The organism is Winogradskyella poriferorum (assembly GCF_036553625.1).
GTDB lineage: Bacteria > Bacteroidota > Bacteroidia > Flavobacteriales > Flavobacteriaceae > Winogradskyella > Winogradskyella poriferorum.
The window spans coordinates 233,619-259,493 of the sequence record NZ_JAZHOU010000003.1; the positions used below are offsets into that span (position 1 = coordinate 233,619).

Consider the following 25,875-nt stretch of genomic DNA (forward strand, 5'->3'; position numbering starts at 1 on the left):
GCAGTTATAAAATAAAATAATACAATGTAAAGTGCATTTGCGATGAGTACGATGGTGTACATCTTGTCCCATTTTTGCTTTGGTTGCGGTTGATCTTGGTTCTGCATTTTAATAAAGTATTAGTTTTTAAGTTTATTAGTTTCTTCTTTACCAGCAGAAAGCAGATTGGCAAAAAGACGATATGCACCAGAGACACCAGCAGGAAACTCTCTAAAAAAGCTTAAACCAGTGTATATGTAGTTACCTTTTCCGTATTTGGCAACCAAGAGACTCCCTTCTTTAGGCGATTCACCTTTATCATTCATGGATAGAAGTGGTGTAAATTCTTCTGACCATTCATTTGGAAAATATAAACCACGTTCTTGTACCCAACCTTCAAAATCTTGTGTTGTAATTTTATTAGGAAAATTTAAAATTGAATGGTTAGGATTAAGTATTGTTACTGTGGCATTTTCATCAGTAACACGATCTCTTGAGAGTTGTAAATGGTATGGTGCTAAGTCATCAACTTTTAGACGTCTGTTAGTATTATACTGTACAATAAGATTTCCACCTTCTTTAACATAGTGTAGTAAGAATTTTTGTTTGAATTTTAATTCATCTAAGATGTTATAAGCTCTGATACCAACAACAATTGCATCAAAATTAACCAGATTTTCAGCTGAAATTTGTTCAGGTTTTATGATGGTAACGTTGTAGCCAATTTGTCTTAAACTCTCTGGTACTACATCGCCAGCACCTTCAATATAGCCAATGTTATTGCCTCGTTTTTCAATATCTAAACGCACTACTTTACTTTCGCTAGGCATCAATACAGTTTGAAAAGGAATATGACTGTAATCGATCTCAATAAGTTCGTCTGTATAAAAATTATCGTTGATGTTTACCATTGGTGTAATAAGACCTTCGCTTTGATTTTTTGGAGGAATTACAGTAAATACAACTTTTTGAACATCGCCTTTATTTACAATTTCAATTTTTTGCTTTTGTGGAAATACACTCCAGTCATTAGGATAAGCCATTTGCACATAGCCTTCAATAGCATCTCTACCAGCTTTTACAGTAACTTCGATTTCCTTTTGTTGATCGTTGTCAAAAATGAAAACTTTGTCAGATATACTTGCAGAGACTTCTGGAATAATTTCAAAAGGTCTATACAGTTCTCCTTTATCTGGCTCAGAATAACGATAGATAACTGGTTTTGTAAAGGTTATTGGAGTTCCTTCAATATTGAGGTTAAAGTCAACAAAAACAGCTCTTGGTGTTTCAGGACGACCAATTAAATCCTGGTTGTCTACATGATACATACCAAGTGTACTTTTTTTATTTAACCAATATGGAGTAGTGTAAGTAGTGTTGTTTGGTATGGTAATGCCTTCATCAAAATTTAAACGTTGATTGTTCTGCATTTTCATGTTTTTTGAAGTGCCACTGTTTAGGGTAGAAAGTTTGTAAGACACTAAATCTATTGTGGCATTACTTCGGTTTAAAGCTTCAATATTAAGACTAACAGTTGTGTTTGGTGCAGTATAAGGTACATTTGCTGAAGCTTCCAGATATAAGCCTGCACAAGCTTCAATAATTGTTTTTAGTTCTTTGGTTTTAACTGATTTCCAATGCTCATCTTCTATATTTTGAAGTAGTTTGTAGGCTTCTAATAATTGTGGTAGGTGTGTCGCAGGATTTCTAAAATTAAAATTTTGCTCTACCTTGTATAGAATGTTTCCAACGGCTTTTCCACCTTTAACACGACTCCAAGAGGTATCGATACCTTCAAAAATATTGTTGCTGCCATTTAGAGGTTCGCCTTTAAGAAACTCAATATATTCTTCTTGTGTGCCCCTTTGAGACAAACGCCCAAACCCTTGACATAAATGCTGACTGCTTGCAATAGCTGCAACTTCATTGTTAGATAAGCCTTTAGAAGGGTAGTAGACACCAATATCAAAATTTAGCATGTTGGTTTTGTCAGCTTCTTCAAACTTTTCCTGACTACCGTAGAACCACCAAGAGGTATTAAAAAAGATACGTTTTGGTTGCCAGGTATCCGTAAGCTGTAATTGCGAAGCATATTTTGAAGCATCGTTAGCCAAATCAAAAGCCTCCATACTTAACATGGCAGAGCTTGTATGATGACCATGGGTTGTACCTGGCGATCTGTGATCGAAACGATTAATGATGACGTCTGGCTTAAAATTTCTAATCGTCCAAACGACATCAGATAATACTTCGTCTTTGTTCCAGATGGTTAAAGTTTCGTCAGGGTGCTTAGAGTAGCCAAAGTCGTTAGCTCTAGAAAAACGTTGTTCGCCACCATCTACACGACGAGCTGCTAATAATTCTTGAGTTCTTATGACTCCGAGAAGTTCTCTAATTTCTGGTCCAATGAGATTTTGTCCACCATCTCCACGTGTTAATGAAAGGTAAGCAGTTCGCGCTTTCACCTGGTTAGACATGTAAGAAATTAATCGTGTATTTTCATCATCTGGATGCGCTGCGACATAAAGTACTGAGCCTAAAACATTAAGTTTTTGGACGGCTTCGTATATTTCTGAGGAATTAAGTTTTTTGGGTTGTTGTGCTGATAAAGTAGTTAAACAGCTAAAAACAAAGAGAATACAGAGTCTAATCTGAAACATGAGGTTATTTAGTTAGTGTGCTTTTCAAATATAAAAAAGTTGGTTACTATAACCTTGTTTTTAGGGTTTGTTTAACGTTGGGTTTTTGAGATGTGAGATACCAGAAGTTAGAATTGAGAAATGTGTACTGTAACTATGGTAAATAATCTCGGTGAAAACTTGTAATAATAATGACGAATTTTTCAAACAATGCGCCAAAATTCATTAAAAATGAAATAACAAATACGATATAAACATTCTTTCCGAATTTTTTGTGTAATAGAACTAAAGGAAGAAGACAATTAAAAAACAACATCAGCCAATATGCCCAAGCATATGGCCCTGTAGCTCTTTTTATAAATGCATAATTGCCGGAGTGAGGTAAAATAAGTATGAGTAGCCAGCATAATATAGTTATAACACAATAGCTGATTATTATCCACTTAATAAATTTTAAAGGTACAGCTATACTATTTGAATCAATGGATATTTTTAGGATGATAAGTAATAATACAGGTAGATAAATAAAGGAAATGATGTACCTACTTATGAATATTGGGATTTCAAAAAGTTTATCTGCTAACTCCATCAAGCTAAGTTATAACCACTTTTTTCGTTTGAAGTAATAGAGCATTGCTAAAAAGAGTAGAACCATTACTCCAATGAGTATGTGGTAACTGTATTTATAATGTAATTCTGGTATGTTGTCAAAGTTCATACCGTAGATACCAGCAATAAAGGTAAGCGGAATAAAAATGGTGGCAATAATGGTAAGGACTTTCATCACTTCGTTCATTTTATTGCTAATGGTGGTCATGTACATATCCATTAAACTCCAGATCATTTCACGATAAATATCAATGTTTTCAGAGACTTGAATTAAATGATCATAAATATCTCTGAAAAAGTTAATTGTACGTTTGTAAATGAGTGGATGCTCACCTTTTTCAATACGGTTTATAATTTCACGAAGTGGAAAAATTGCACGACGGACTTTTAGAATTTCACGTTTAAGTTGTTGTACTTCAACATTAATATTTTCTCTGGCATTACCAGAAAACAATTCGGTTTCTAAATCTTCAATTTTGTTGCCTAAGGTTTCAATGATACTAAAATAATTATCTACAATAGCATCAATTAATGCGTACATTAAATAATCAGATTTTAAACCTCTTATTCTTCCATTAGACAACCGCAGTCGCTCTCTAATAGACCCAAAAACATCTCCTTCGGATTCTTGAAAAGTTAGCACATAGTTTTTGCCAAGTACGATGCTAACTTGTTCTATTACAATATTTTCTTCGTCATCGTAATACAGCATTTTTAAAACTACAAAGAGATAATCATCATATTCGTCTATTTTTGGTCTTTGAGAAGTGTTAACAATATCTTCTAAAACCAGTGGATGAAGGTCGTATTGTTTACCAATATCTTCAATTTTGTCTGTATGTTTTAGTCCATCGACATTTATCCAGGTTACCGAATCTGTTTCTTTATAATTAACAGCATCTTCAATATTTAACAAAATAGATTCTTCAATATGATCTTTTGTGTAATCGAAGCATTCTACATGAAAATCTTTGTCTGACTTTTTGCCAGTATATATTAGCGTTCCAGGAACCTGACCAATATGTTTTTTAGATTCTTGGGTGCGTTTTTTCTTAGTTCGTCTTTTAATCATAATTTAAAGAATACTGCTATCGTCTAAAGCATCTTTCTCCATTAAAGTTACAGCTTTTTGAAGAATTAAGTTATTTGGGTAAGTAACTAAATCGCCATTGTCTTCTCTAAGGATGAGTTGAAATGCTCTAATGTCTTCTATAATGGCTTCAACAGGATAATCTTTGTCGTGTATTTTAATCTTATCGCCAACCTTGTAAGGGAATGAAAAAAACATAATTACTCCAGAAGTTATGTTGCTTAAAATAGACCAAATAGCAAATAAGGCTATACCAATAACAGCAAATACAGACGAAAACACTAGGGTAATATCACTAGTTTTAGCACCGAGAATAAAGGCTTCTATCAACAAAGCCAACAGTACCAAGGTTACTGTTGCATAGCGACCAATTAGTGCAGCTCTGGCTTCGGTAGTTCCACTTTTTTTTCCAATTTTATTTACTGCGACAACAATTATCGCTCGTATAATTAGCATTACAACAAGAACAATAATGGAGTAGATAATCTCGGATTGATAAGTTTCAAAGAAATTTGACATAGCGTATTAAGGTTAGTATACAAACAAAGGTAGCTATTATTCTATTGTAACTTTAGGGTAGTTCTTAAACTTTCATCAACATTATTATTTTTATTCCAATAGGTTGATTTAATCGTTTCTAGCTTTGTGGCTTTAGTTGTTAAAGTCTTTGCAGATGCACCAAATCCGCTTGTTGATGTTTCTTCCCAACTTAAAATTTCGAAAGGAAATACTGTGTTATAATTAATTTTTAAGCTTCGGTTTAATTCAGGATAGTTTAAAGTATATGTACCATCAGTTAAGTTTGCAAAAGCTTTGTAAGCTTTGATGTCTTTATGTGATAATCTTATAAATTCTAATGATGGAATAATACTGATTTCACCAACAGGTAAGGTGCTAGGATTTATTCTCAGTTTAGTCCAAAGTTCGTTTTCTGTCCATGTTTTTCCAAGTTTAAAATTTTGATCCGCTTCACCTTGAAAATAGGAGTGCGACATAATTTCAAATTGATTACGATTGTTAAGTTGCGTGTACACATGGCCACACCATTCTTGTATAGATGCTGATACTTTTACTGCGTGCTGATTATTAGCTACAGGGAAAAACGTACTCTGCATAATACTATACGGATAAATACCAGTGTTGAATTTTTTGGTTGCATTTAATTTTAAAACAGGAGTGTTTTTGTCACTGTAATTATCTGCTTTTACTTGAACGTCTGGTAAAAAATCTTCAGTAACAAAAACTAAAACGGCTTTGCCATCTCTTATTTCACCATAACGCGCTTGTTCTAGTTTGTAAGATGTAATTTCTGCTTCACCAGCATACCAATAGTCTTTAAATGCTTGCGATAACTCTTCTTTAGGCTGTTTTTCTTCAATCTCTGGACGTAAGTTTTCTGAGATTTCCGAAGTGGTTTCAACTGTTTCTTTACAACTTTGAAATGCAACTACTAAAATTGTGAGTATAAAAAGTAACTTTTTCATCAACATAAAATTTTTAATAAGAATGCTTGTCAGTAATATAATGGTACGGAGAGACGAAGTTTACTGACAGGCAGGAGCCCAAAATGAGCTTTCTTACAAAGTTACAATCTACTTAAGTGTTGGCAATGGTATTTAACGTTTCGTAAAGTAAATGTGTAGGTAGGCCTACTACGTTGTTATAAGAGCCTTCAATATTGGTGATTCCTATGGCTCCAATCCATTCTTGTATGCCATAAGCACCAGCTTTATCTAATGGTTCATACGTGTTTACGTAGTACCAGATTTCGTCATCTGTTAATGCCTTAAACGTAACTTTAGTAATGGTATTTACAACTTTTTGTTGGGTTAGTTGAGTGAAACAGATTGAGGTCATTACCTCATGGGTTTTGTTACTTAGCGATTTAATCATCCTAAAGGCATCATCCTTGTCTTTTGGTTTTTCAACAGCTTTGTTGTCTAACCAAACAATAGTGTCGCTGGTAATTAAAATGTCTTTTTCTTTGAGTTGCCTTTTAAAGGCTTCAGCTTTTAATTTTGCTAAATAATCTGTGATTTCAGTGCCTTTTAAAGTATTAGGATAAACTTCTTCAACAGGGTGAAGACGCACTTCAAAATCTATATTCATAGACTTTAAAAAGGCATGGCGTCTTGGAGAAGCAGATGCTAAAATGATATTATAATCTTTTAGTTTGTCGTTTAACATATTAATTTAAAACAAAAGGATAAAGACTCATAGAAAGCATACCTGTGAGCATAACTAGTTTCAACATCAAGCTAATATGCTTGTAGTGCGATTGCTGTTCTGCACTAAAAATGTTTATGGTAATGTAGATTAGTGGTGCGACAACAAATACTAAAAAGTAACCTACTAAAATTTGTTGCGTATATAAACTCGTGATAATGTAATACACAACTGCAAAAAGAGGAATTAAAGATAGCACAAACGCAATTTTTGTAGCTCTATCTCTTCCTAAAACTATTGGCATGGTTTGCATACCAACCTTATGATCTCCATTAATATCTTCAATATCTTTTATAACTTCTCTAACTAGATTTATTAAGAAAGCGAAAATAGCATAGTCCCTTATGATTTCTAAAAAAGGCATGTTGGCTACATTATTAAATGACATCATAGAAGGGATTAATTCAAAAACACCAACCACCAAAATACTTAGTGCCACAACAATAGAAACCACAATATTCCCTATTAAAAACATCTGTTTTAGTGCAGTAGAGTAGATGTACAGCAACGCAGAGCTAATAAAAAATACTACAAAAAGAGAAGAATAATTAATGTGATATGATAGGTAAAAACCCAATCCAACACCAATGACATTTAGAAGCATGAAGTAGGTGTAGCCATCCTTTTCTGAAATGTGCTTATTGATGATGACTTTACTTGGTTTGTTAACCTTATCTGTGTCAATATCATAAATATCGTTTATAATATATCCGCCAGCTGCAATACATAATGTAGCTATAACCAAAATAATAAAAGCAAAAGTACTGAGAGTAGTTGTAACACCTTGACTTTCATTAAATGGAAGCAACAAAGCGTATTTAATTAAGATTTGCACAAGGGCAATCATAATTAGGTTTTTCCAACGGATTAGATTAAGAAAATGAATCATTATTAGGGATTAATGAGAAAGAATTTGATTGATTAAATAATAAGCAACATATAAAACAAAAGCAAAGACAATAAGGCTGATAGCAACGGTTCGTCTAAATAGTTTGCGTTCTTGTTTTCGTATTTTGTTTTTTATTTTTTCCTTATCTGCTTTACTTAGGTTTTTGTGCATAAACTCCATTTCATAATGGAGGTGTGCCTCTAAATCTAGTTTTTCTTTATAGACTGAAAAAGGTGTGCTTGTTTTTTGGTTAAAGGTAGATTGGTTGTTACCAAACCCTATGTAACCAAAACCAGTGCTATGTCGTCTGCTTCTTCGAGCCATGTTATTTAATCGTATTTAGCATCAAAATTACCATTCCACTTGTTGTGTACTTTAAGCACTTGTTCAATAACGTCTCTGGCAGCACCTTTTCCGCCATTTTTATGCGAAATATATTTTGAAATGGCTTTAATTTCTGGCGCAGCATCTTGCGGACAACATGGTAAACCAACAAGTTCCATAACAGGATAATCCGGAATATCATCTCCCATATATAAAACTTCAGAAACGTTAACGTTTTTCTTTTCTAAATAATCGTTGAGTTGCTCTATTTTATTGTGTGCGCCTAGGTAAATGTCTGTAACACCTAAACCTTGAAGACGCTTACGAACACCTTCGTTAGAGCCACCAGAAATTATACACACATTAAAACCAGCATCAACAGCAGTTTTTAAGGCAAAACCATCTTTAATGCTCATTCTGCGTAGCATTTCACCAGAGGTGGTAATGGTAACTGTACCATCTGTAAGTACACCATCTACATCAAAAATAAAGGTGTTGATATTTATTAGGTACTCTTTATAGCTTTTATCGTTGTCCATGTGTTTAATCTGTAATATTACTATCGCTCAATTTTTTAAATATATCAAAATAATGTTTGTCAGTTCTTAATTCAATAAACAACTCTTTGTTGTTATTGGAAATGTGATAAACTTCACCAGATATTAACAAAGGTCTTAAAATAGTAGCCAAATCTGAAATAGATTTTGATTTGTTTTTAGAAATTAAAGTATACTTATTAAAGTTGTCTAGCGCTTTGAATTTTGAATTGAATATTTTGAAAAATAAATCTTTTATTTTCTTTTTTCTGATTACAAATCTTTCATTTTCTAATCCGTGTGTTTTCCAAATAGAGGATACAAATAAGCTCTGTGTTTTATTTGAAAATAACAAATTACCTGAAGTAAAAGTAGATTTCTTGTACTTTAAGACCCATTCTCTAGTTGTACCAATTTTACCAATCACCGAATAAGACCAAGCATTGTATTTACCCTCAGAGAAACCTTCATGTTCTTTAATAAATTTTTCAAATGTTAAGCAGAACTTTTTATTAGTGTCATAAAAAGGAGATGACTGTTCAGAAGGTGAAGCGTTAGTCTCAATCATCTATAATTATGTGTTTTCTTTATAGAAGCGGTTAGCAATTCATAAATGGCTTTATGCTCTTCGCTTTCTATCTGTTTTAGATGACGCTTTATAGTCTTTTTATCGTTACGTTTTGCAGGTCCTGTTTGTGCCATGTAAGGTGACATATCCTGAACCTTTCTGGCAGTCTCCATTATCAACGGTTTTAGAATATCAAAGTTTATGCTTTTTGCATCACTAATTTCATGAGCTATTCTGTATAATTGATTGGTGAAATTATTAATAAAAACAGCCGATAAATGTAGAGTTTGGCGTTGTTCAGTGTTAATTTTATATGCTGAGCAGCCCAAGGCATCGGCTAAATCTTTCATAAACTGAAGATTTGCTTTTTCAGTCACTTCAATACAAATAGGAATCTCACTAAAATTCAATTCCGCATCTTTAGAAAAAGTTTGTAGAGGATAAAAAACAGCACGCTGATTTTTCTTGTCTAAATCGTGGATAGAAACACTGCCCGACGTATGTGCTACCAACCTGTTTTCAAAAGGTAATGCTCTAGAAAGTGATGCAATACTATCATCGCTAACAGCCATAATGTAAATGTCAGCATCTTCAAGTTTAGACAAATCATCTATCGTATCAACTTCATTCGCATAAGACGATATATCGCTGTATGTACGATTATACCATTGTTTAACGGTAACATCTTTAGCGTTTTTAAAGGCTTTATATAAATGAAATGCCACATTTCCGGCACCTAAAATTGTAACAGTTATCATGCAGTAAAAATAGTAAGAATTACCCTTTTATTTTTATTTTTGTTTACTAAAGCAATGTCCTATGTCAATAATTGCCAGAGTTAGTTATACTTACATCTTTTTTCTTTTGTTGTTTTTGCAATCACTTTATTCTCAATGCCCTTCTGGTGATGTAATTCTAGAATCACAGGCTCAAATGAATGATTTTACTACAAATTTTCCGAACTGCGTAAACATAGAAGGAGACCTAATAATTGGCTTTGGAGTTACTGATATTTCTAACTTACCTCCGGTTCAAACAGTAGGTGGGTCTCTAAGAATTTCTAGCCCTAATATTAATTCTATAGCCGTTTTTGATAACCTTGAAAGTGTGGGTGTTGATTTACAAATATTTGACACTTCTGAGCTGACAGAAATAATAGGGTTTGATGCTTTAATGACAGTTGGCGGAGATTTAGTAATTGAAGATAATAATATTGGTGTTACAGGATTAGAACGTATAGAGGGATTTTCTAACCTTACCAATATATCAGGTAATCTAAACATTGATAGTAATCTAGTTTTAACTGAAGTTATAGGATTTGAAAATTTAAATTTTATTGGTAGGTCATTAGCTTTTAATAACCATAACAGCTTAGCTCTAATACCAGAGTTTAATTCTTTAAATACGATAGGTAATAGTCTTTTTTTTACAAGTAATGATGTATTAGAAAGTGTTAGTGGTTTTTCAAGCTTAGAAACTATAGGTGAGTTAGCAGACCAAGTTGATAATAGAGTTTTTTATGTATGGAATAATACAAATTTAATCTCTTTGACAGGTTTTGAAAACCTTGAAATTATAGATGGATTTATTGACTTTTCAGGATTAAATTTATCTGTTATTACTGATTTTCCATCTCTTACTACTGTTAATGACGGTTTTGAAATTAGTAACACTTCGCTCGAAACCTTATCTGGGTTTAATAGTCTCACCAATATTGGAGATTGGTTTATATTAACCGGTAATAATTCCTTAATAGATTTAAATGGTTTTAATAGTTTGACTCAAATAGGAGGAGTCGTCCAAATAATTACCAATGATTCTCTTGAAAGTATTATAGGCTTTAATCAGCTGACCATTGTTGGTGGATTGTTTCAGATAAATGTAAATCCTTCATTAACATCCTTAGATGGCTTAGAATCGTTAATACAAGTAGCAGGTCCAAATTTTATAAATGATTTTTCCTTTTTAATAACTGATAATGTCTCATTGACTGACTGTTCTGCAATCTGTAATTTATTAGTTTCGGATGGTATTACAGGATTTGTAGATATATCAGGTAATCCTTCTATGTGTAGTAGCAGAGAAGAAATTGAACAAGATTGTGTGCCAGATTTTGATAATGATGGTATTTTAAATGATGATGATTTAGATGATGATAATGATGGTATACTAGATGAGGTTGAACAAGATGGTGATGAAAATAGAGATACTGATTCTGATGGTTATCCAGATCATATGGATTATGATAGTGATAATGATGGTTGTTTTGATGTTATCGAATCTGGCTTTACAGATAATGATCAAAATGGAACTTTAGGTACTCTGCCTGACAATGTAGATGCAAATGGGTTAATCATAGGAGAACTAAATGGATATTCCACACCATTAGATATAAACTCTAATTCTGTTTTAGACTTTCAGGAGTTTAGTATTTTCAGTGCAGGGGAAAACGCTAATTTAGAGATTTGTATAAACTCAGGTTTAGTTAATTTGTTCGATAGTTTAAACGGTTCACCAGATTCAGGTGGTACATGGTCTCCAATATTATCAAGTGGTTCAGGTATTTTTAACCCATTGGTTGATAGCTCTGGTACATACACCTACACAATAGATAATGGTTTATGCGGTACAAGCTCTTCAGAGGTTAATGTTAGTGTTTATGAGCTGCCAAATGCAGGTGAGAATGGGATATTGGAGTTATGTGAATCTGACGGTGCAGTTGATTTAATTAATTACCTAAATGGAATACCAGATTTAGGGGGAATTTGGTCACCAAGTTTATCAAGTGGAAGTGGAATGTTTGATCCGTCAGTTGATGTGTCAGGAACCTATATTTATACTGTAGAAAGTGAGTTTTGTGAAAGTTCTACAGCGGAGGTAAATGTAATTGTTAGTGATTCGCCAAATTCTGGAGAAGATGGAGTATTAGAAATCTGTATAAACTCAGGTTTAGTTAATTTGTTCGATAGTTTAAACGGTTCACCAGATTCGGGTGGCACTTGGTCACCAATTTTATCAAGTGGTTCAGGTATTTTTAACCCATTGGTTGATAGCTCTGGTACATACACCTACACAATAGATAATGGTTTATGCGGTACAAGCTCTTCAGAGGTTAATGTTAGTGTTTATGAGCTGCCAAATGCAGGTGAGAATGGGATATTGGAGTTATGCGAATCTGACAGTTCAGTTGATTTAATTAATTACTTAAATGGAATACCAGATCCAGGGGGAATTTGGTCACCAAGTTTATCAAGTGGGAGTGGGATATTTAACCCATCAGTTGATATTTCAGGAACTTATATTTATACAGTAGAAAGTGTGTTTTGTGGAAGTTCTACAGCAGAAGTAAATGTAATTGTAAATGATTCACCTAATTCTGGTGAAGATGGAATATTAGAAATCTGTATAAACTCAGGTTTAGTTAATTTGTTCGATAGTTTAAACGGTTCACCAGATTCAGGTGGTACATGGTCTCCAATATTATCAAGTGGTTCAGGTATTTTTAACCCATTGGTTGATAGCTCTGGTACATACACCTACACAATAGATAATGGTTTATGTGGTATGAGTTTCTCGGAGGTTGAGGTTACAGTAACTCAATTTACACCCATAACAAGTTATGAAATAATAATAGTGGAGTTAAGTCTTAACAATAGTATAGAGGTTCTTATTGATTCAAATTTAGAGTATCAATTCTCGTTAGATGGATTAAATTACCAAAACAGTAATGTATTTAATAATTTAATTGGTGGTGATTACACTGTTTACGTTAAGGAAGTTAATGGATGTGGTATTTTAGAAGAATTGGTAACAATAATAGATTACCCTAAGTATTTTACCCCTAATGGTGATAATAATAATGATTTTTGGGGTTTAAGAGGTAATACAGATAGACTTTATTCAGTTTTTATTTATGACAGATACGGAAAACTTTTAAAATCTATAACGCAAAATGGTGGTGTTTGGGACGGGAAGTATAATGGACAAGATATGCCAGCCAATGACTATTGGTTTGAGATTGTTTTCGAAGATGGTCAAAGTAAATCTGGTCATTTTTCTTTGAAAAGATAAAAGTTTAGTTAATTCTGTCACTTTAATAAGTGAAATGTCACTCTTTTACTACACTTAATTTATTAAATGAAAAATGACCTCAAAAACAGAGAAGATGTGTACTTATTAGTTTCTACTTTTTATGCAAAAGTGAGAGAGAATAAAGCATTGGGTCCATTCTTCAACGAAACTATTAAAGATTGGGATGCGCACCTAGAACATCTTACAACGTTTTGGGAATCGAGTTTGTTTTTAAAAACAAGGTATTATGGCAATCCGTTAGAAGCTCATGTTAAGGTAGATGCAGCTCATAATCATAGTATAAAAAATGAACACTTCGGACTTTGGTTAAATCTGTGGTATCAGACCATTGATGAACTTTTTGAAGGTGATTATGCCGAAAATGCTAAACGAAGAGCACGAAAAATGGGCACTTTTCTCTACTTAAAAATATTTGAAGCCAGAAATAAATAACCCTTAGCTTCTTGTTAACTTTGTTGGTTTAAATTTAATTAAACCTAATCAAAAATGAAGTTACTTAAAGAGTTTAAAGAATTTGCAGTTAAAGGTAATATGATGGATATGGCTATCGGTATTATTATTGGTGCTGCATTCAATAAAGTTATAGATGTCCTTGCAAAACAAGTCTTATTACCACCTTTGTCATTATTATCTGATGGAACTAATTTTCAGGATAAAAGATTGATTTTAAGAGAAGGTGTAACTGATGCTTCAGGTGCAATAACAATAAGCGAAGTAGCTGTTGAATATGGAAAACTCTTCGAAGTATTTTTAGATTTTTTAATCATAGGATTCACTGTGTTTATTGTTGTAAAAGCCATGAATAAATTAAGAAACAGAGCACAAGATACTAAAGATAAAACGGTAGCAACACCAAAGGATATTCAACTATTATCAGACTTAAAAAACTTAATGGAAGAACAGAATCGACTTCTTAAATCTCAAGTTTCAAAATAATTGAAAATATATTAATGAATTTTAACGCTTTTTGGGAATGCAAAAATTAAGCAAAACAGTAAAAAGCACTATCTTTGCACGAGCTTAAAAAAGCCCTTCAGACTATGCAAAAGAAAATCGCAAACTTCCTCTTTTCAACCAAGCTTACAGCTGTTTTATTTATCGTATTTGCCATTGCAATGGCAGTTGGTACTTTTCTAGATTCACCATTTTTTGATAACCCAACTGATAAATCACCAACACCATACACAAGAACTCTTATTTATAATACATGGTGGTTTGAGACGATAATGGTCTTTTTTGTCATTAATTTTGTTGGTAATATTTCACGCTACCGACTACTTAGAAAAGAAAAATGGTCTATTCTTATTCTGCATGTGTCGTGGATTTTAATCATACTGGGAGCAGCAGTTACCAGATATATTGGTTATGAAGGTATGATGGCGATAAGAGAAGGTGAAACAGAAAGCCAGTTTAGATCTCAAAAAACATATATAAGCGGAAGAATTCTCGGTGATTACGAAATTAATGGGCAATTACAACAACTTCCAATTATGGAAGAAGTAGATTTTTCCTCTCGCTTAAACAACGAATTTGAAAGAACTTACAATTATGGTGGTACTCAAGTAAACTTCAAACTAAAAAAGTTTATTCTAGGTGCAGAAAAAGATATTGTCCCAGATGACAATGGGGAAAACTATCTAAAAATAGTGGAAGCTGGTGCAGATGGTAATCCGCATAATCATTTTCTAAAAGAGGGTGAGGTATCTAGTATGCATAATGTTCTTATATCTTTGAATAAAGAGCAACAAGGTGCTATTAATATTTATGATACCGAAGAAGGTTTGTTTATTAAGTCCCCTTTTGACGGTGAGTTTATGACCATGGCAACTGGCCAGACAGGGACATTGGTAAAGGATAGTTTACAGCCTTTAGCGCTACGTTCGCGTTACATCATAGGAAATATGCAATTGGTGTTTCCAAAACCAGTTATCAAAGGTGTTTTTGATGTTGTTAAAAAGCCAGAGCGTCTAAAAGGTGATGATAGTGGAATTGTGTTAGAAGTCTCAGCAAATGGCGAAACCAAGAATGTGAATATTATTGGAGGTCCTTGGACGTATTACAGAGTTGAAGAGTTTGAAGTTGGTGGTTTAGAATTTGCTTTAAGGTTTGGGTCAAGAATGGAGCAATTACCTTTTGAAGTTAAGTTAAACGATTTTATTTCAGAAAAAAGACCAGGAACAGACATTCCTAGAACTTTTGAAAGTAAAGTAACTGTTTTAGATAAAGAACAAGGTGACTTTGATTTTCATATATACATGAATCATGTTTTAGATCACAGAGGTTTTAGATTTTTTCAAGCGGATTTTGATAAAGATGAAAAGGGAACAATACTATCTGTAAACCACGATCGTTGGGGAACCTATATTACATATGCAGGGTACATGTTGTTATACTTTGGTCTTATAGCCATCTTATTTGCTAAAAACACGAGGTTTGATGATATCAGAAAACGTCTAAAAAAGCTTAAAGAAAAGAAAGTGAAAATAATGACCACGTTGCTTCTGTTATTAAGCTTATCTGGTTTCTCACAGGAGCATAGTCAAAATGATGGTCATGAGCACTCACAACAAACACCATCAAAAGAGGCTTTAGACTCTATTCTAAAAGCCAATATTACACCAAAAGAGCACGCAGCTAAGTTTGCTAAAATGGTGATACAAGATTATAGTGGTCGTATGATGCCTATTCATACTTATGCTTCTGAGATGCTGAGAAAATTAAGTAAAAAGGATACCTATGAAGGCCTTAATGCTTCTCAGATTTTCTTATCTATACAAGAAAGTCCTATGCTATGGTATAATATGCCAGTTATATATTTAACACCAAGAAAAGCAGACTCAATAAGGGCTATTATAGGCGTAGATAAGGATCAGAAATATGTGAGTTTGCTAGACTTTATCAAAGAAAATGGCGACAATAAGCTAGGACCATATATAGAGGAAGCTTATAGCACTCAAATTCCTAATGGTTTTCAAAAAGAAGTAAAAAACACGTATGATAGGTTAAGTCTATTATCAGATGTTATGCAAGGAAGAAATATCAAAATTTTCCCTATACCAGAAAATGATAATAATAAATGGATTTCTTCTTTTGAATTTAAGCAAGGCGGTTACGATGAAGCTATTAAGGACGAATCGTATAAGGCATTTGTAAAAAATGGATTTAGCTATTACTTAATGACCCTAAATAATGCAAAGCAATCAGGTAATTTTGATAATGCGGATAAGCTGTTGGAAGATTTCAAAAAAACACAGCAAAAATATGGAAGTGAGGTAATGCTATCTGATGACAAGATAGAGTCTGAAATTTTATACAACGAATACGATATTTTTAAGCGCTTATTCAGTTGGTATATGTATGCTGCAACACTACTGTTTGTAATGATTATTATTCAAATATTTTACCATAAGAATAAGATTGTAAACATTATTGTAAAATCCTTAGTTGGCATTGTAGTTACTCTATTTGTTTTACACACGTTAGGATTAATTTGGCGTTGGTACTTATCTGGTCATGCGCCTTGGAGTGATGCTTACGAGTCTTTAATTTATGTTGCTTGGTCCTTAATGTTATTTGGTTTGTTATTAGCTTATAACCGACAATTAATACCAAAAAAGTTTTCATTTAAATCTTTAGTACCGTTTTATGGTCTCTTTGAAAAAAGATCTTCAGATTTAACAGTTGCAGCTTCTGCATTTGTAACCTCAATGATATTAATGATTGCACATTGGAACTGGATGGATCCTGCAATTGCAAATCTTCAGCCTGTTTTACAAGGTTATTGGTTAATGATTCACGTTTCTGTTATTGTTGCTAGCTATGGACCTTTCACTTTAGGTATGATTTTAGGTGTTGTTTCATTATTGTTAATGATTTTTACTACTGAAAAGAACAAAAAACGAATGGATATTAATATAAAAGAATTAACTATTATTAATGAAATGGCATTAACAGTAGGCTTAATTATGTTAACCATTGGTAACTTCTTAGGAGGTATGTGGGCTAATGAAAGTTGGGGACGTTATTGGGGCTGGGACCCAAAAGAGACATGGGCTTTAATTAGTATTATGATTTATGCATTTGTTATTCACATGCGATTAGTGCCAGGACTTCGTGGACGATGGATTTTTAGCTTGATGTCGGTGATTGCATTTGCAAGTATTTTAATGACCTATTTTGGTGTTAATTTCTACTTAACAGGATTGCACGCTTATGCTAGTGGAGACCAAATCTTAAGTTTAGAAATTAGTGCTTATACATTATCTATAATTGCTATTATAGCTACTGCTGCTTATTTTAAATATAAGAAGCATTACAAATAAAGGATAACAAATCGTTGGATTTTTCTTAAATTGAGGTGTTAAAACTAACCCTCAAATAATGAATTACTTCAAAAAAATTGGAACTGCAAACACATTAATGCTCATTTTGTGTGCGGTTATTATCCTGGTTGCCGAATATCTATTTTTATCCGGAGACCAGATGCATGGCTTGTTTGTAGGCCTTTGGGCACCTACCTTATTGGGCGTTATGATATATCTAAAACTTGTGGACAATGGAAGCAAATGATATAGTATTATGGTTTTCAATTGTTGTGGTTGTTTTAGTGGCCATTTGGGCAATTCTTATGATTCGTGCATATAACAAAGCAGGAAAGAACGATTAATTTTCTTAACCAATTATCCTTTTCTTAAAAATAATACGCATATTTGCGCTATTATGATTGCCTAATTTACCCATCAGATATAAATCGTCACTACTTCATGTGATGTAAAATTGTTGAATATTTCTATATGTTCAGCTATAATTAATCGTACATTTTTAGTTATGCAATCAAATAAAGTCTCAATACGTCAATTTTTCAAATATTTAAAAATCGCAATTTCTGGTAAAGAGCAGGAATTCACTTCAGGTAGTATTCGTAAAGCTGTTTTTATGCTTTCGGTTCCCATGATTTTAGAAATGCTAATGGAGTCTATCTTCGCAATCGTCGATGTTTTTTATGTTTCTCAAGTCAGTGTAAATGCCGTTGCAACAATAGGTCTAACCGAGTCTGTTATTACATTAGTATATGCTGTTGCTATAGGTTTAAGTATGGCTGCAACTGCGGTTGTTGCCAGACGCATAGGAGAAAAGGATAGGGAAGGAGCGTCTCAGGCCGCTGTACAAGTCATTGGTTTAGGAGTTTTAGTGGCCACCATTATAAGTATTATAGGCATCCTTTTTCCAAAGGAAATCTTGCAATTAATGGGAGGTGAACCCGATTTAATTGCTGAGGGATATGGATACACGCAAGTGCTACTTGGAGGAAATGTTACGATAATGCTTTTGTTCTTAATTAATGCTATTTTTAGAGGTGCTGGTGATGCATCTATAGCTATGTGGGCTTTGGTGTTATCCAATGGTTTAAACATCATTTTAGACCCAATTTTTATTTTCGGTTTGGGTCCAATACCAGCATTTGGAGTGGAAGGAGCGGCAATTGCAACAACTATAGGTAGAGGTACAGCAGTTATTTTTCAACTTTTAGTGTTGTTTTATGGATGGAGCAAAATTAAGGTCAGTTTTAAAGACTTGGTACTTCGAATAGCTGTAATGGTAAATTTAATTAAAGTGTCGCTTGGTGGAATAGGTCAGTTTTTAATTGGTACATCTTCTTGGGTATTTTTAATGCGTATTATGAGTGAGTTTGGTAGCGAAGTATTAGCAGGTTACACCATAGCTATACGAGTTATGATGTTTACCCTTATGCCAGCTTGGGGAATGAGTAATGCCGCAGCAACATTGGTTGGTCAAAATTTAGGTGCCCAAAAGCCAAACAGAGCAGAAGCATCTGTATGGAAGACAGGAAAGTATAGCGCAATTTTTATGGGATTTGTTTCTATTGTTTATCTCATTTTTGCACCTCAAATTATATCGTGGTTTACTCAAGAACCAGAGGTAATTATACATGGATCGTTATGTCTTAGAATCATAGCCGCTGGTTATGTATTCTATGGTTACGGAATGGTAATCATTAATGCATTTAATGGTGCTGGTGATACCAAGACACCAACTTGGATTAATTTTATTTGTTTTTGGTTGTTTCAATTACCGCTTGCGTATATCACAGCATTAACGTTAGACATTGGACCTTTAGGTGTTTTTATTGCGATAACGTTAGCTGAAGTGTTGATTACTATACTTGGACTTATTTGGTTTAAAAAAGGTCATTGGAAAACTACTCAGGTTTAAGATCATTTCATGGTATTTTTTCTTAATTTTAAGTCCATAATTAATAAGCTATGTCAAAAGAAAAATTAGGATTAAACACCATATGCACACATTTAGGTGAAGTTAAAGACGAACAGTTTAAAGGTGCTGTATCTCCAATGTATTTAAGCTCATCTTACGAGTTTTTAGATGTTGATGTAAAGCGCTATCCAAGATATTTTAATACACCAAATCAAGAATATTTAGCAAAAAAAATAGCTGCTTTAGAACATACTGAAGCAGCATTGATTTTTGGATCAGGTATGGCAGCGATTAGTCATATGTTTTTGGCGTTTTTGCAAAAAGGAGATCACTTGGTAGTGCAAAATACATTGTATGGTGGAACGGTTAATTTTATAAAAGAAGAGTTTCCAAAATATGGAATAGAATACACCTTTACCAATGGTTATAAGGTCGAAGATTTTGAAACGGCTATTCAGCCTAATACAAAGCTCATTCATATTGAAACACCTTCAAATCCATTATTGACAATTACAGATATTAAAGCCATTGCTAAGCTAGGTAAGGTTAAGAATATCGTAACATCAATTGACAATACGTTTGCTTCTCCAGTAAATCAAAACCCGATTGATTTGGGTATTGATATGGTAATGCATTCGGCAACAAAATATTTTGGTGGTCATAGCGATATTTGTGCAGGTGCAGTAGCAAGCTCTCAAGAATATATTGACAGAGTTTGGAATGTGAGTAAAAATCTTGGAGGTAGTCTTAGCGATATGACAGTTTGGATGCTAGAGCGTAGTATGAAAACTCTAGGCTTACGTGTAAAAGCACAAACCAAAAATGCCATGAAAATGGCAAAATGGTTAAATAAACATCCAAAAATAGACAAGGTGTATTATCCAGGTTTAAAATCGCATCCTGAGCATAAATTGGCAAAATCTCAAATGAAAGGTTTTGGTGCGATGCTATCTTTTGAGCTTAAAGAAGGTCTTGATGCATATCAATTTCAGAAAGCATTAAAACTCATTAAATCTTCTATGAGTTTAGCAGGTGTAGAAAGTACTGTGATTTCTCCACACCTAACTTCTCATGCACTTTTAACACAAGAAGAGCGAGATAAGGTTGGTATAAGCGACCGACTAATTAGATTCTCTGTAGGTATAGAAGATGTAAAAGATTTAAAACGCGATATAGATAAGGCTATAGCTGCGCTAAAGTAGTTTTTGGTTTGCGGTTATCTGTTTTAAAGCTAATACCAACTTGTATTCTGTTAAGATTGTTTTTACGAATATGTTGCTTTAAGTAACCTATTTGTAATTGTGAGTGGTTAGTAACATTGAAACCAAAACCAGTGTAAAATCTGTTTTCATGAAATACCTGATCTTGAAAATTTACAAAAGGTTCTTCTGAAACGTTTATGAAAACAGTATTACTCAAATTATATTTCAAACTTAATCTATATCTAAATCTGTTTTGAAGTTCATTTCTGTTTGAAAAGTCTAAAAAGCGTTGCTCAAATCTTGCTCTATGTTGAATACTTAATTTAGATTTTTTTTGATTATATGTGTACTGTTCATAAACACGATGCTCGTGTACGTTGGGTTGATGGTCAAATTCAAAAACAGTATCTATATCTAAATAAGCATAGGCTAACCCTAAGGTCTGATTATTCTTTAAGTGATAATTTCCACGTAAGGAGATATAAGCCAAGTTATAATTTGAAGACGCTTCATAAAATCGTAATTCAGCCCATGGGTTTAAGCTAAAACGCTCGTTTAATCTATGATGACTCCCATAAGTATACCAAGAGCCTAAATGATTTTCTGATGGATTTTGGGCGCTGAGGTTGGTTGAAATTAGAGTTAAAAATACAATCGTTAGTAGAATTCTCATTTGACTTTTCATCTTTATTATTTGAGAATTAGAGTTCAGTTAAGGTAATGAAAAAGAGGAGCTCCAAGAGAGCTCCTCCTTGTCATGGAATTATTAAACATGGTCTGTTAAATGATGGTGCTCATCAATTAATGGACCTCCTTCTATAATTTGTTCAGAAGCTTCACTTGCAAATTTTTCAAAATTTAAGTGGAATGAGTGCGCTAATTGAATAGCTTTACTGATGTAAGCTCCTTTTTGTAACCAAGTATTCATTGGGTCTAACATTTCTGATGGAACATTAGGAATGTATTTTGGCATGTACAATCCGAAAATTGGATGTTGTTCGTAGTCAACGTTGTCTAATTCACCATTAAGAATGGCAGTAATCATCGCTCTTGTATATTTTAGTTTAATACGAGAACCAACTCCATAAGGTCCGCCACTCCAACCAGTGTTCAGTAACCAAACATTAACACCAGCTTCTTGCATTTTGCTACTTAGCATTTCGGCATACTTAGTTGGATGTAATGGCATAAATGGCTCACCAAAACAAGCAGAGAATGAAGGCACAGGTTCTGTAATACCAGCTTCTGTACCAGCTACTTTTGCAGTATATCCAGAAATAAAATGGTATGCAGCTTGTCCTGGAGTTAACTTAGAAACAGGAGGTAATACACCAAAAGCATCACAGGTTAAGAAGAATATATTCTTAGGATTATCTGCATAAGAAGGTTGCTGAATATTATCTATGTGGTAAATAGGATAACTTACACGTGTATTTTGTGTAATACTACTATCCATATAATCTACTTCACCATTATCTTTAAAGATTACATTTTCTAAAATAGCACCAGGTTTAATAGCTCTATAAATGTCCGGCTCTTTTTCTTCAGTTAAATCAATCACTTTAGCGTAACAACCACCTTCAAAATTGAAGATTCTGTTTTCAGCGGTCCAGCCATGCTCATCATCACCAATTAATTTTCTGTTAGGATCCGCGGATAGTGTTGTTTTACCTGTACCTGATAAACCAAAGAAAATAGCTGTTTCTCCATCTTCACCAACATTCGCAGAACAGTGCATTGGTAGTACGTTTTTATCAACAGTAAGTATCATGTTTAAAGCAGAAAAAATCCCTTTTTTAATTTCGCCTGTGTACGCAGAACCACCTACTAATGCTATTTTTTTAGTGAAGTTTAAGATTGAAAAATTGCCTTGTCTTAAGCCATATTTTTTTGGCTCTGGACACTCATAACCAGGTGCACAAAGTACTAACCATTCTTCTTCAAAGTTTTCAAGTTCTTCAGCAGTAGGTCTTAAAAACATATTGAAAACAAACATATTAGACCAAGGATATTCTGTTACAGTTCTAACTCCCATTTTGTATTCTGGGTCAGCACCTACAAAACCATCACGTACGTAAATTTCTTTACCACTAAGGTATTTTTCTATTTCACCTTGTAAATAGTCGAAATTTTCTGGTGATATAGCCTTATTAGTTTTTCCCCACCAAACTCTATCTTTTGTATAATTATCTTTTACTAAGAATCTATCTTGAGGTGAACGTCCTGTAAATTTTCCGGTATTAATGGCTAAGGTACCATTAGCAGCTTCTTTACCCATTCCTTTTTCAAGGGTAATGGTTTGTAATTCTTCAGGAGAAAGATTCCAATGTGCCTTGGTGTCTTTCAGTCCATACTTTGTAAGGTCTCTAGTTTTCATAATCGGATCTTTTAATAATGTTTCCATGAGTTAAAAATTTTAAAATGGCCAAATCAATGGCACTAAGGTTAATGTTGTTATTAAAAAGAGTAGAAGCAAGGGTGCACCTACCTTTACATAATCAATAAATTTGTAGCCACCTGCAGTCATAACCATAGCGTTTGTGGTTGTTCCAACAGGTGTTAAAAATGCAGTTGAAGCACTTATAGCAACTGCTATCATAAAAGGTGCCGCAGATAGATTTAATGTGTTTGCCGTAATAATGACAATCGGAGCCATTAAAACTGCAGTTGCAGAATTGTTTATAACTTGACTAAATGATGTTGTGAGAAGAAAAACACCACCAAGTAATACAATAGGGTGTAAGCTACCTAAAGCATTTACCAATCCATCAGCTATGAGTTTTGCAGTTCCGGTTTTTTGAAGTGCTAATCCCATAGGAATCATAGCTGCAATCATAACGACACTTACCCAACTAATTCCTTTATATGCTTTTGATATTGGTACACATCCTGTAATTAGTATTATACCTGCAGAAATGAGTGCGGCTATTGCGCCAGGAACAATTTTAAAAACTAATAAAGCAATCATAAGTATAAGAGCAAAAAGAGCTATGTAAGACTTATGAGTAATATTGGTAACGGTTTTAGCTATACCTTCTGGACTGCCTATAATAACAAGATTTTCGTGATAAGATTTTAATTGCTCAATGTCACTCCAAATGCCTCTTATTAAGAACGCATCACCTGCTTTAACAACAATCTCTCTGTCTGTAAAAGGTTTATTATTTCTAGAAGCAGCCATAAGTTGAACACCAAACCTTCTAAAGTATCTACCAATTCTTAATTTTCTACCCACTAAAGTAGAGTTTGGTGTTACAATAATTTCGGTCATACCAACTTCTTGATTAATTAAGTTATTACGAAGCTCGTCCTTAATAGACTCTAGAGGTAACAATCCTAATCTAAATTTTATCATTAAAGCATTAATAGCTTCTGTGCTTCCTTTGACAGTTATAATATCATGATATTTAAATTCGGTTTCGTTTGAAGGGAATTCAATAAAAGGTTCGTTTCCCTTTAAAACATTAGGGTGACGACGCTTTATTCTAAGTATGGAGATTTGATGATTATCTTCAAAATTCCACTCTCCAATATGTGTACCGAGTAGAGGAGATACAGAACGTACTCTTAATCGGTAATAATCACCTTCTACTTTATAAGCTTCAATCCATTTATGAAGCGTCGTACTAATATCCACTGGTTTGTTATTAGTTTTGTTTTTAGGAAGTAATTTGTACCCAACAAATCTAAAGTAGAGTAGAGCAATTAATAAAAGCGGAAGACCAATTAGCCCAAACTCAAAAAATGAAAAGCCTTCTAAACCACTTTCTAGCATGGTGTTATTAACAATAATGTTTGGTGGAGTACCTGTCAATGTGAGTAATCCACCAGTGTTAGATCCAAATGCAACAGGCATTAGCAATTTAGAAGGAAGAGTTCCAATGTTCCAAGCAGAAGATATCGTTACAGGCATTAATGTTGCTACGGTACCAGTATTACTTACAACGCCAGAAAGTAAACCAGAACCTAAAGTAGTAATCAGTAAAAGTTTTGTAACACTCTTACCGGCCATTTTAATAAATTTTTGTCCTGCTAAGGCCGTCCATCCAGTTTGAGATAATCCTTCTCCTATAATAAATAATGAAGCAATCATTATTACCGTTGGATTGCTAAAGCCGCTAAGAGTTTCTTGTAAATCTAAAATCCCAAATAGAAATAGACTTAGCATAGAAATTAGTGCAATAATATCTGGAGTGAATTTTCCCCAAATAAAAAGAAGAATTGTAACAGTTAGGATGATAAGCATTAGGCTCATAAAGTTATGTACTTTTAAATCTTAGGGTAAAGTTAAAGTCAAACTGTGCCAATAATTATGACTAATGTCATGCTTTTTAGGATTTACGAATTATTCAATTTTTAATAGTTTTAAGGGATGCAATTCAAAGAAAGTTTAAACGAAACCGTTTGCGAAATAGAAAGGAGATGAAATTCTACATCCTTTTTAATATTTTTGACATCCGAAAAAGGTGAAAACCATATAAAATATCCATTATTTTTTCTTAAAGAGATGTCAGAATGATATTTTTGGATATACCATTTGATTATTAAAACAAGAGAGATCACGTATGAAATTAGATATTTTAGCCATAGGAGCACATCCTGATGATGTCGAATTAGGTTGTGGAGCTACAATTGCAAAAGAAGTAGCAAATGGCAAAAAAGTTGGAATTATAGATTTAACAAGAGGAGAACTTGGAACACGTGGTACAGCAGATACCAGAGATGAGGAGTCTTTTAACGCAGCTAAGATTCTTAGTGTAGCGATGCGCACTAATATGGAGTTTGCCGATGGTTTTTTTATTAATAATAAAGAGCACCAAATAGAACTTATAAAAGAAATACGTAAGTATAGACCAGAAATTGTTTTATGTAATGCTATTGATGACAGACATATAGATCATGCAAAAGGGAGTAAGCTTGTTAGTGATGCTTGTTTTTTAAGTGGATTACGAAAAATTGATACTAAACATAATGATGGAGACAATTGGCAAGAGCCTTGGAGACCTAAGGCGGTTTATCATTACATACAGTGGAAAGATTTAGAACCAGACATTATAGTTGATGTTACTGGTTATATTGAAAAGAAGATGGAAGCTGTTTTGGCTTACAAAACTCAATTTTTTGATCCGGAAAGTAAAGAGCCAGAAACACCAATTTCTAGTAAAAACTTTACAGATAGTATTATTTACAGAGCAAGAAATGCCGGAAGATTAATAGGTACAGAATATGGTGAAGGATATACCGTAGAACGCTATCCTGCAGTAGATTCTTTATTTGATTTAAAATAAGTTGAGAAAACCTTTTGTAGAAATGAGTAAATAATTTACATTTGCAATCCTAATCAAAAATGGTGGTTGTAGCTCAGTTGGTTAGAGCGCTGGTTTGTGGTACCAGATGTCGTGGGTTCGAGTCCCATCTTCCACCCAAAAAGATAAAGCCTTTCATTTCTGAAAGGCTTTTTTTGTATATCTATTTTAAAGCAGTTAG

General features: G+C 33.4%; 20 protein-coding genes and 1 tRNA gene. 8 read left to right on the forward strand and 13 right to left on the reverse strand.

Translation table 11 applies throughout. From position 1 onward, the window contains the following. Nucleotides 1–119 precede the first annotated feature (119 nt). The 10 genes from V1468_RS10655 to V1468_RS10700 form a co-directional block, all read right to left on the reverse strand. The gene (locus V1468_RS10655; protein WP_331810226.1) at nucleotides 120–2,639 is read right to left on the reverse strand and encodes a PIG-L family deacetylase; all 2,520 of its coding nucleotides are present in this window, start codon (nucleotides 2,637–2,639) and stop codon (nucleotides 120–122) included. A gap of 577 nt (nucleotides 2,640–3,216) precedes the next feature. Further along, nucleotides 3,217–4,299 carry a magnesium/cobalt transporter CorA gene (gene corA / locus V1468_RS10660; protein ID WP_331810227.1) on the reverse strand — a complete coding sequence of 361 codons (1,083 nt, stop codon included), beginning with the start codon at nucleotides 4,297–4,299 and terminating at the stop codon, nucleotides 3,217–3,219. Nucleotides 4,300–4,302: 3 nt separating this feature from the next. Beyond that, nucleotides 4,303–4,836 carry a mechanosensitive ion channel domain-containing protein gene (locus V1468_RS10665; protein WP_331810228.1) on the reverse strand — a complete coding sequence of 178 codons (534 nt, stop codon included), beginning with the start codon at nucleotides 4,834–4,836 and terminating at the stop codon, nucleotides 4,303–4,305. 41 nt (nucleotides 4,837–4,877) lie between these two features. Further along, nucleotides 4,878–5,801, reverse strand: coding sequence for a septum formation inhibitor Maf (locus tag V1468_RS10670; protein ID WP_331810229.1), 924 nt, complete (start codon nucleotides 5,799–5,801; stop codon nucleotides 4,878–4,880). Nucleotides 5,802–5,913: 112 nt separating this feature from the next. Beyond that, entirely contained in the window at nucleotides 5,914–6,504 is a 591-nt protein-coding gene (locus V1468_RS10675; protein WP_331810230.1) for a Maf-like protein, read from the reverse strand. A gap of 1 nt (nucleotide 6,505) precedes the next feature. Further along, nucleotides 6,506–7,432, reverse strand: a complete 927-nt coding sequence (locus V1468_RS10680) for a geranylgeranylglycerol-phosphate geranylgeranyltransferase (protein WP_331810231.1) — start codon at nucleotides 7,430–7,432, stop codon at nucleotides 6,506–6,508. Between the two features lie 9 nt (nucleotides 7,433–7,441). Beyond that, the gene (locus V1468_RS10685) at nucleotides 7,442–7,756 is read right to left on the reverse strand and encodes a hypothetical protein (RefSeq protein WP_331810232.1); all 315 of its coding nucleotides are present in this window, start codon (nucleotides 7,754–7,756) and stop codon (nucleotides 7,442–7,444) included. A 5-nt stretch (nucleotides 7,757–7,761) separates the two neighbouring features. After that, the gene (locus V1468_RS10690; protein WP_331810233.1) at nucleotides 7,762–8,295 is read right to left on the reverse strand and encodes a KdsC family phosphatase; all 534 of its coding nucleotides are present in this window, start codon (nucleotides 8,293–8,295) and stop codon (nucleotides 7,762–7,764) included. A 4-nt stretch (nucleotides 8,296–8,299) separates the two neighbouring features. Beyond that, on the reverse strand, nucleotides 8,300–8,860 hold the full coding sequence (locus V1468_RS10695; RefSeq protein ID WP_331810234.1) for a hypothetical protein: 561 nt from the start codon (nucleotides 8,858–8,860) through the stop codon (nucleotides 8,300–8,302). Then, entirely contained in the window at nucleotides 8,857–9,618 is a 762-nt protein-coding gene (locus tag V1468_RS10700) for a Rossmann-like and DUF2520 domain-containing protein (protein WP_331810235.1), read from the reverse strand. Before V1468_RS10700 ends, V1468_RS10695 begins: the two co-directional genes overlap by 4 nt. A 61-nt stretch (nucleotides 9,619–9,679) precedes the next feature. On the opposite strand from V1468_RS10700, the gene V1468_RS10705 reads away from it, so the two are divergent. The 6 genes from V1468_RS10705 (at nucleotide 9,680) to V1468_RS10730 (ending at nucleotide 20,388) form a co-directional block, all read left to right on the forward strand. Continuing rightward, nucleotides 9,680–12,931, forward strand: a complete 3,252-nt coding sequence (locus V1468_RS10705) for a T9SS type B sorting domain-containing protein (RefSeq protein ID WP_331810236.1) — start codon at nucleotides 9,680–9,682, stop codon at nucleotides 12,929–12,931. 66 nt (nucleotides 12,932–12,997) lie between these two features. Next, complete coding sequence (locus V1468_RS10710) at nucleotides 12,998–13,384, forward strand: group III truncated hemoglobin (protein ID WP_331810237.1); 387 nt, start codon at nucleotides 12,998–13,000, stop codon at nucleotides 13,382–13,384. Between the two features lie 54 nt (nucleotides 13,385–13,438). Further along, nucleotides 13,439–13,888 carry a large conductance mechanosensitive channel protein MscL gene (gene mscL / locus V1468_RS10715; protein ID WP_331810238.1) on the forward strand — a complete coding sequence of 150 codons (450 nt, stop codon included), beginning with the start codon at nucleotides 13,439–13,441 and terminating at the stop codon, nucleotides 13,886–13,888. A gap of 104 nt (nucleotides 13,889–13,992) precedes the next feature. Further along, on the forward strand, nucleotides 13,993–17,274 hold the full coding sequence (ccsA, locus tag V1468_RS10720; protein WP_331810239.1) for a cytochrome c biogenesis protein CcsA: 3,282 nt from the start codon (nucleotides 13,993–13,995) through the stop codon (nucleotides 17,272–17,274). A gap of 505 nt (nucleotides 17,275–17,779) precedes the next feature. Continuing rightward, the gene (locus V1468_RS10725; protein WP_331810240.1) at nucleotides 17,780–19,186 is read left to right on the forward strand and encodes an MATE family efflux transporter; all 1,407 of its coding nucleotides are present in this window, start codon (nucleotides 17,780–17,782) and stop codon (nucleotides 19,184–19,186) included. Between the two features lie 50 nt (nucleotides 19,187–19,236). Further along, on the forward strand, nucleotides 19,237–20,388 hold the full coding sequence (locus tag V1468_RS10730) for a trans-sulfuration enzyme family protein (RefSeq protein ID WP_331810241.1): 1,152 nt from the start codon (nucleotides 19,237–19,239) through the stop codon (nucleotides 20,386–20,388). Here the strand turns inward: V1468_RS10730 and V1468_RS10735 are convergent. The 3 genes from V1468_RS10735 to V1468_RS10745 all read right to left on the reverse strand — a co-directional run bounded on the left by V1468_RS10735 (nucleotide 20,369) and on the right by V1468_RS10745 (nucleotide 24,643). Further along, complete coding sequence (locus V1468_RS10735) at nucleotides 20,369–21,073, reverse strand: DUF2490 domain-containing protein (protein WP_331810242.1); 705 nt, start codon at nucleotides 21,071–21,073, stop codon at nucleotides 20,369–20,371. The two genes, V1468_RS10730 and V1468_RS10735, sit on opposite strands and share 20 nt — an antisense overlap. An 81-nt stretch (nucleotides 21,074–21,154) precedes the next feature. Beyond that, complete coding sequence (gene pckA / locus V1468_RS10740; protein ID WP_331810243.1) at nucleotides 21,155–22,792, reverse strand: phosphoenolpyruvate carboxykinase (ATP); 1,638 nt, start codon at nucleotides 22,790–22,792, stop codon at nucleotides 21,155–21,157. A gap of 12 nt (nucleotides 22,793–22,804) precedes the next feature. Then, nucleotides 22,805–24,643: an SLC13 family permease gene (locus V1468_RS10745; protein ID WP_331810244.1), complete on the reverse strand. Its 1,839-nt coding sequence runs from the start codon at nucleotides 24,641–24,643 to the stop codon at nucleotides 22,805–22,807. A 310-nt stretch (nucleotides 24,644–24,953) separates the two neighbouring features. On the opposite strand from V1468_RS10745, the gene bshB1 reads away from it, so the two are divergent. Together bshB1 and V1468_RS10755 are read left to right on the forward strand one after the other, a co-directional pair. Continuing rightward, nucleotides 24,954–25,676, forward strand: coding sequence for a bacillithiol biosynthesis deacetylase BshB1 (bshB1, locus tag V1468_RS10750; RefSeq protein ID WP_331810245.1), 723 nt, complete (start codon nucleotides 24,954–24,956; stop codon nucleotides 25,674–25,676). Nucleotides 25,677–25,737: 61 nt separating this feature from the next. Next, a tRNA-His gene (locus V1468_RS10755) sits at nucleotides 25,738–25,813 on the forward strand. The last annotated feature ends 62 nt before the right edge of the window (nucleotides 25,814–25,875 follow it).